Raw genomic sequence first — 5,455 nt, forward strand, 5'->3', positions numbered from 1 at the left:
CATATATATAGATATACACGCACCTTGCACCTGCCATTCATGAGGGTGCTGGGAATTGTATGGGTTTATAGCCGCTTAATGACATCGGCAGGAAGATCGGTGCACTCGGCAATGGTGGCGATGTCTATCCCTTTCTGTTTGAAGTTGCGGGCTATCTCAACAGTCTTGTTATGCTCTTTGAGTGCGGAGAACACCAATTCGCAAAGATAGTCGAGCGCAGCGTATAGCCGCTCCCGGTTCTCCATGCGCTGATAGTCCACTCCCCAAAAGGTAGAACGGCGACGGTGCAGTATCAGGTAGTATGTTCCGGCGGTGAGCAGTCCGGCTATGATGTCAGCAGGGATGCCTGTACCCTCGAACAAATGTTTCAGTTCATCTATCGCTGTGCGGTAATGTTTCTCACGACTTCGGGCGATGCGGCGGGTGGTGGGATTGTCGGCTTCGAGCTCCCACACCAACAGGTGCTGCATATCTATGTTGTCATAGAGATAGACTGCCAATGATTTCAAGTTTCTTTTCAGTATGTCCTCACCGGCTTTGTCGGTGGGGTGTTCTTCGTCGAACAGGTCGTGCAGCCAGTAGTCGGAAATGTAGGCGTACTTATCCAGTACCCGATCTATGCTCTTGTAATTTTTGAGCAGGACGGACATTTGGATGCCTGCCCTTTGCATAATATCCGTAAAGGTGATTTGAGCCAGACCTTTTTCACTTGCCAACTGGCGGACGGCATCAAATACACCCGCTTCGAGTTCGGCACGGGTGCGGCGGTTGCGTTTTTTCTTTGGTTCTTCCATGTTGATTTATACTATTGCACGCAAAAGTAGAAAAAATAAATATAAGCCACTTAATTTCTGCTATAAAACAGATTTGAGGGGAAAAGAGAAAAAAAGATTGCGTTTAGTTGCTCACATAATGATAAAGATGTATTTTTATGGCAATATATATATCTTATTTCATATTCAATATACATAATATACTGTTATACAGGTATATATAATTTTATTTATATAAATACAGTAATACAATCACATGATAACACATCAAGAAAGAGAGAAAATAACGCTTGATTTTTCGACACGAAGGCGAAAGAAAGATGTAGAAGTGAAATTCGGCGGTGATGACATAAGATTCTTGGAGAAACTGAAACAGATGCGATACAGCGACCATACGGTACAGGTGTACCCGCACCTGTTTCAACATTCGTTCGCTACCCACCTGATAGAGCAAGGAACGGATTTAAAAATCGTTCAAGAGCTACTGGAACATAACAATATTAAAACCACAGAGTTATATGTTCATATAGCAGACACTTATAAAAGTAAAATTAAAAGTCCGTTGGATGATATTTTGACGGAAGAAACATTATAAAATTTGGAGTTGCTAACAGCGGACTGTTATGTTTCGCTGTTAGTAACTCGTTACCAATAAGAATAAATTGAGTCATGAAAAATAAAACGAATAAGCTTTCAACCTTTAAATACAATCCTAAGGGTGGCATCTTGTGCATTTCCACAAATGAAACTTTAGGATTTAACTTCAATACAAATAAATTTGAAATCAATCAAAATCCAGAAGGAAATTCTAAGTTTAAGCCTATAATCAATATTGAATTGAATGCTGGAAGCATCGAATTTGATACAAATTATAGAGATAAGGTTAAACACTGTTGTTTCTATTCTTCAAGTAAGGTTGGAAATGTATTGATTAACTTCTTTCAAGAAACTGAAAACCAAAATTTACCAATTGACAGAGATAAAGATTTAGATAACTTTTCTATAATCTTTGAAGGTGATACTATTTATAGAATGGATTTCTATAAAAAAAGTATTGACTACAAAATGTTAGCTTCTGTATCAGTCTACAATAAAGATAATACTCTATATGTACGAATGCCTATGATGAATAAGTTATGTAAAATAAAAACGTACTTTTTCCAAGGAAGTCTGTTATATTTTCAAACAGATAAAAATGAAACTATTTCATACAAAATAGATGTTTCTCCTATAATACTGAATTGTATAAGAAGATTGTTGGAATGTACAGATGCTTATGAAAATCAAATCATTGGTAACAAGTAGATAACCTCTTTAACGATAGGTTATCTACACCCCATTAGCACCAACTACAAAAAGAATATGAAAAAAGAATTAGAAATACTATTTGAGCGTAATAAAAGAGAGTTCGCATTCTTTAAAGAAGAAGCGAATAAAATAGGGGTAGCTTCAAAATGGGGACAAGGTGTGATTCCACCTTATTCAATTCTACCATTTCATAGTGAGTTACTTGGAAATAAGCCGGGGAGATTTCTAAAAAAAGCATCTAAACCGGGAGCAAATAGACAATGTTATTTATTAAATACCGACAATCAAATTATTAATGGTGTCGAATATGATTCGTTTAATGATTTGAATAGTCAATGGATAGTTTCTAACAAATTCTATTTTTATTCTTCTGATTCAACCATTCAATACTCTTTTGGTAGTGTATTTGAAAACGAAACAAATGCAAGATTAGAGAGAGTTACTATCACTCAAATAGAAGATAACAAAATCAAGAGTGCTTATAGTTTTGGTAATAGAAGCGAATATGAAGAACTTTACTATTCATACCAAGATGATAGGATTTGCGGTATAACACAAAAAGTTTGGGTAGATGCATATTTTGAGCGTCACTACATAATAATGTATGATGATATTTCAATCCTTGAAATATTGAGTGACGGTACAACTCAAAAAATATATCCGGAGTAATTTGATATGAATAGAGAAAACGGTGCTAACAAAGCGTGATAACACTTGAACAGTGTTCCCCGCTTAGCCATTATATACCATAAAATAATAAAAATGAATAATGCAGAAAACAAATATTGGCCTTGTATATTAGTAGAACATGATGATAGATTCAGCATAATTCTTTCTGAATTTCATTTATTGGATGACTATTTTGGAGATAAAGGATGTGGTGGATATAGCGTTGAGCGATTAGCAAGGAAATTAGTAAAGAAGCATCGAATTGAAAACATTCAATTCGATAGCGAAGCAGGAATGTTCTGTGCATATTCAAAGGAACAAAATGCGCTGTTACAGTTATGTTCCTTGTTTGCTGAAATTGCAGGAAATCAAAATGATTACGAGAAAGACAATAAACCACTGCTTATATCATTAGATGAAGCAGAGAAATTGCTCATAAAAGGTTTTGTAATGGATTTGGACGAAATAAGTCAAGACAAGTTCTATCAAAATGTACCATGTCCCGCATTGAATAAAAAACAAAAAGAATATCTGGAGAGCATACAAAGCGAAGATGCAAAGACTCGGATTCTTGCATTGAGAAAAATCAATGCTGAAGCACGTACATTAACAAGGAAGTGGGATAACTATCTTTCCCATCCTCATACGATTGAACTTTTATTGGCGGCTGCTGAGAAAGAGACCGACTCCAAAGTTTACGAGGAACTAACAGCGACATTATATTTTATTTGTATTCGCCATTTACCGGACTTACGCATTAAACCTTATTTTTTGAAGTGTCTTAAACATAAGACTACACAAGTAAGATTTTGGGGATTGAATGGTTTGTCTTCTTTATATTTTCCTTCAATTAAAGATTTCGAGTTTTTGATAAATGATAAATCTGAAAAAGTAAGGAATGAAGCACAAGGGCTTATTGTACAAATGCAAAAGCAGAGCAGGAATAATTGGGAATTTCCTTGCTGGATGTTTAACAGAAAGAATTATGTAATATGAGAGGTATATAACAATCGGCAAACCGCTTAAATTCGGTTAGCCGAAACACATTATCAATATTAAAATACCAAATATGCCAATATATACAAGAATTATAACATCATTATCAGATTTCATCATTTTGATAGATGAAATTTTGACTAAATATGGAGCATCTGTTTTTGTAGAAGATAAGACTAACGATGGCTTCATAAATAAACTTGTTATAACTGACAATACAACTCGTCTTGTGAAAAGTAATCGAGATAAAAATTTGAATTTCTTTATTACAACACTATCGTTAGAACACGAGAATAGGTTTAATTTCTATGATGATGCACAATGCAAGTTTGTGATAGAAGGCAAAGGCGGTAGAGAAAATGCAACAGAATTAGAAATGTTACAATTAAGGGTTATTTCAAAAACGCCGGATTGTCTTATCAATAAAATATCCAATGAGATAAATTTGAAGCTAAAAAAAGACTCAGGATATGACAGTGTAATATTGAGAGGAAACCACAAAGTGTTTTATAGTAAGGCATATTTGGGGAAAAAGAAATTTGTTTATGAAATAGACAATTCCCTATTACCAATAATTGAAATAGGGAACAATGTGAATTAAAGAAATATTGATAACAAACAGCAACCCGACTGAACAAGGCGGAACGCTGCCGGACATTATCGCTAAATAAATGAATTACAAACTAAAAGATACTGAATATGGAACTTTACATTAAAAAATGGTGGGGCAATTATGTAGGTGGATGTGATGATTCTCTTCTATTGCTGGATTATTTCGGAAAGCAAACACAAAGTAATCTTGAACTAAGTAAAATACTATCAGATATTCATTTAGATGTTTTGCTGAAAGAAAACTCCATCAATGGGGGCGATGTGTATTTTTGTGTAGAAAAAACACATGAACCACATTTCGATATGGCTGTCGATGTTGTAATAGATTTATCTGCTATTCTTTTAGAAAGCATCAAAAATGGAATGGTTGATATAAAACATTTAGATAGCAGTAGCAAATACTCCAATAGTTTTTCTATTTCTGCATCAAAGGATGATGCAATGCTGCTCCTGAGTGGTCTGAACAACTTTATAAATACTCCACAAGAATACGAACTTGCGGAGTTCATGGATGAGAGTGAGCTGCAAGAATTAGTAAATGATTGCAAGGAAATTAGTAGCTTATTAAGCAATTGTATTAATCAAATGTAGCGATAACATATACCTGTCCTGCCTAATGGCTGCAAGCTACATCCCATTATGGGTCCATAAAAAATAAATTGTAACAATGAAAAAAGATAATCGTTCACCTAAAGATATAATTCAAGTATTCGGGACAATGTTAGAAGAAAGGCTTATTCCGATAGGATTTAAGTTTTTCAAATCTACCAAAACTTTAAAACTAACTCTGAAAGGGTATGATTTATCCTTTTCTTTACTTTCCAGATATGTATTTATAACCATAGAACAACCAAAACTAATCAGAAATATCCGAGTGTAAATCTTTAATTACCAGCATATTCTAAAATTTAACACTTTTCGGTTGCCATTTGTCGCTTCCCAAATTTCCACATATTTTTGAGACGTATTTCTGACGTGGAGAATTTGCGGGGCTTGTTTTTTGTCACACCGTGCAGACAGTTGACAAGGGTTTACAACCGTTTACGACAAGCGACAATAACCGCCCCGATATGCGGAAACAGTCACACTGTGTAGAA

The 5,455-nt window shown here is 34.8% G+C and carries 7 protein-coding genes and 1 pseudogene; 7 read left to right on the plus strand and 1 reads right to left on the minus strand.

The window, feature by feature from the left end; translation table 11 throughout:
• Nucleotides 1-65: 65 nt before the first annotated feature.
• Complete coding sequence (locus tag AB5443_RS24125; protein ID WP_195406449.1) at nt 66-794, minus strand: TetR/AcrR family transcriptional regulator; 729 nt, start codon at nt 792-794, stop codon at nt 66-68.
• A gap of 340 nt (nt 795-1,134) precedes the next feature.
• Between AB5443_RS24125 and AB5443_RS24130 the strand changes: the two are divergent.
• From AB5443_RS24130 to AB5443_RS24160, 7 genes and pseudogenes are all read left to right on the plus strand, one after another.
• Nucleotides 1,135-1,368: pseudogene (locus AB5443_RS24130) on the plus strand (tyrosine-type recombinase/integrase); the annotation flags it as partial.
• A 74-nt stretch (nt 1,369-1,442) separates the two neighbouring features.
• Complete coding sequence (locus AB5443_RS24135) at nt 1,443-2,078, plus strand: hypothetical protein (protein WP_195406451.1); 636 nt, start codon at nt 1,443-1,445, stop codon at nt 2,076-2,078.
• Between the two features lie 57 nt (nt 2,079-2,135).
• On the plus strand, nt 2,136-2,750 hold the full coding sequence (locus AB5443_RS24140) for a hypothetical protein (RefSeq protein WP_195406452.1): 615 nt from the start codon (nt 2,136-2,138) through the stop codon (nt 2,748-2,750).
• 93 nt (nt 2,751-2,843) lie between these two features.
• A complete protein-coding gene (locus AB5443_RS24145) occupies nt 2,844-3,746 on the plus strand; it encodes an Imm51 family immunity protein (RefSeq protein WP_195406453.1) in 903 nt (300 codons plus the stop codon).
• A gap of 73 nt (nt 3,747-3,819) precedes the next feature.
• Nucleotides 3,820-4,347, plus strand: coding sequence for a hypothetical protein (locus AB5443_RS24150; protein ID WP_022137012.1), 528 nt, complete (start codon nt 3,820-3,822; stop codon nt 4,345-4,347).
• Nucleotides 4,348-4,445: 98 nt separating this feature from the next.
• Nucleotides 4,446-4,949, plus strand: coding sequence for an imm68 putative immunity domain-containing protein (locus AB5443_RS24155; RefSeq protein WP_022137013.1), 504 nt, complete (start codon nt 4,446-4,448; stop codon nt 4,947-4,949).
• A gap of 76 nt (nt 4,950-5,025) precedes the next feature.
• A complete protein-coding gene (locus tag AB5443_RS24160; RefSeq protein WP_368114563.1) occupies nt 5,026-5,238 on the plus strand; it encodes a hypothetical protein in 213 nt (70 codons plus the stop codon).
• Nucleotides 5,239-5,455 lie beyond the last annotated feature (217 nt).

Origin of the sequence: Bacteroides sp. RTP21281st1_H5_RTP21281_210402 (assembly GCF_040918965.1) — a bacterium.
GTDB classification, from domain to species: Bacteria; Bacteroidota; Bacteroidia; order Bacteroidales; family Bacteroidaceae; genus Bacteroides; species Bacteroides congonensis.

Coding starts and splice junctions, on each gene's coding strand:
- AB5443_RS24125 (WP_195406449.1), bottom strand. CDS start 794: ATGGAAGAACCAAAGAAAAAACGCAACCGCCGCACCCGTGCCGAACTC.
- AB5443_RS24135 (WP_195406451.1), top strand. CDS start 1,443: ATGAAAAATAAAACGAATAAGCTTTCAACCTTTAAATACAATCCTAAG.
- AB5443_RS24140 (WP_195406452.1), top strand. CDS start 2,136: ATGAAAAAAGAATTAGAAATACTATTTGAGCGTAATAAAAGAGAGTTC.
- AB5443_RS24145 (WP_195406453.1), top strand. CDS start 2,844: ATGAATAATGCAGAAAACAAATATTGGCCTTGTATATTAGTAGAACAT.
- AB5443_RS24150 (WP_022137012.1), top strand. CDS start 3,820: ATGCCAATATATACAAGAATTATAACATCATTATCAGATTTCATCATT.
- AB5443_RS24155 (WP_022137013.1), top strand. CDS start 4,446: ATGGAACTTTACATTAAAAAATGGTGGGGCAATTATGTAGGTGGATGT.
- AB5443_RS24160 (WP_368114563.1), top strand. CDS start 5,026: ATGAAAAAAGATAATCGTTCACCTAAAGATATAATTCAAGTATTCGGG.